Consider the following 1,281-nt stretch of genomic DNA (forward strand, 5'->3'; position numbering starts at 1 on the left):
CTCCATCGCCGATTGCGCCACCTTGAAATCAAAGTGGGCGACACCGTTTGAACAATCGAAGATCACCCCCCGGGACTGTGCTTCTTTGATGGCGGCATACACCTGCCCTTGTTCGTTGAGAATGGAATGACCGGTACCGTGGAAACAGTGCGCATAGATGTCGCCCTCTTCAAAATAGCGGATCAGTTCATCGGCGCACAACAGGGAGTCGGTGACATGCACGCAAATCGAGGTTTCCAGTTTGCGTGCGAGGGCGACCGTGGCTAACAGCGGATCGCTGGCATACTGTTTGCCTCGGGCGATATCCTGGCTATAGCGTAATTTCAAACCCAATATGTTGTCTCTATTGTCACTCAGCGTTTGGGCAATTTTTTCCTCGTTGTAATTTGCCGGATTGGTATTTTCAAGGTAGCCGGTGGGCCCGCCGCCGAGGGTGGAGAGACCAACGTTGACCACGTTTAAATAGCTCTTAATTTTCACCATCGCTGGATGAATAACGCTATTGCGAAAGAGCGGATAGTTTACCCATCCACTGCTCCCGGCATCGACCATGCTGGTGACGCCATTTGGTAAACAGACGATATCAGGGTTAACGCTAATCGCCGTTCCGCCATGGAAAACATGGCCATGAAAGTCGATGAGGCCGGGAAGAACAATACAGCCCGCGGCATCAATAACGGTTTCTGCCTGCAGGTCGCTATGATGAGAAATATCAACGATGCGGTTACCCTTAATACCAATATCGCCGTTAAGATACGTACGGTTTTCACTATCGGCGATCTGGCCGTTTTTAATCACTATATCCAGTTTCATTTTATGCTCCTGTCAGATGCCGATAAGCTTCCAGTAAGGAATACCTATTAAGAAGAAGATTAACACGTTAACCACAACCATAATGGTGCCGAGCATCCAGAAGGTTTTCTGTGGCACGTAGCCGCTGGAGAATGTAAATACGCCAGCCCCATTGCCATAGTGGGTCAATAACGCGCCATAGCCTGCGGAGAAGGCCAGGGAGAGCGCTACGTACATCGGATGTGCCTGCGTGGTCATACCCAGGGTAAAAAGTACCGGATAGAAAGAGACGACAAAGGCGCTGTTTGAGACGAAGAAATAGCGGACCGCCAGGCTGATAAACACCAGCACGGCAATCGCGCTGATTTCACTCAAATGCGAGAGATCGAGATAATTTTTAATCACGTCGACCAGGTAAACATAGAAGCCCCCTTTTGACAGCGCCACCGCGCAACCGTAGAAGGCGCCGTACCAGACAAAGGTCTGCCA

General features: G+C 50.4%; 2 protein-coding genes. Both read right to left on the reverse strand.

Going from position 1 to position 1,281, the window contains the following annotated elements; translation table 11 throughout:
- Window positions 1–813: hydrolase (locus CWM53_RS22980; protein ID WP_100750879.1), on the reverse strand; the 813-nt coding region annotated here is incomplete at its 3' end.
- A 12-nt stretch (window positions 814–825) separates the two neighbouring features.
- The coding region (locus CWM53_RS22985) for an anion permease (protein ID WP_206062632.1) at window positions 826–1,281 on the reverse strand (456 nt) is incomplete at its 5' end.

The sequence above is a fragment of the Klebsiella sp. A-Nf5 genome (assembly GCF_002810545.1).
Classification (GTDB): Bacteria; Pseudomonadota; Gammaproteobacteria; order Enterobacterales; family Enterobacteriaceae; genus Klebsiella; species Klebsiella variicola.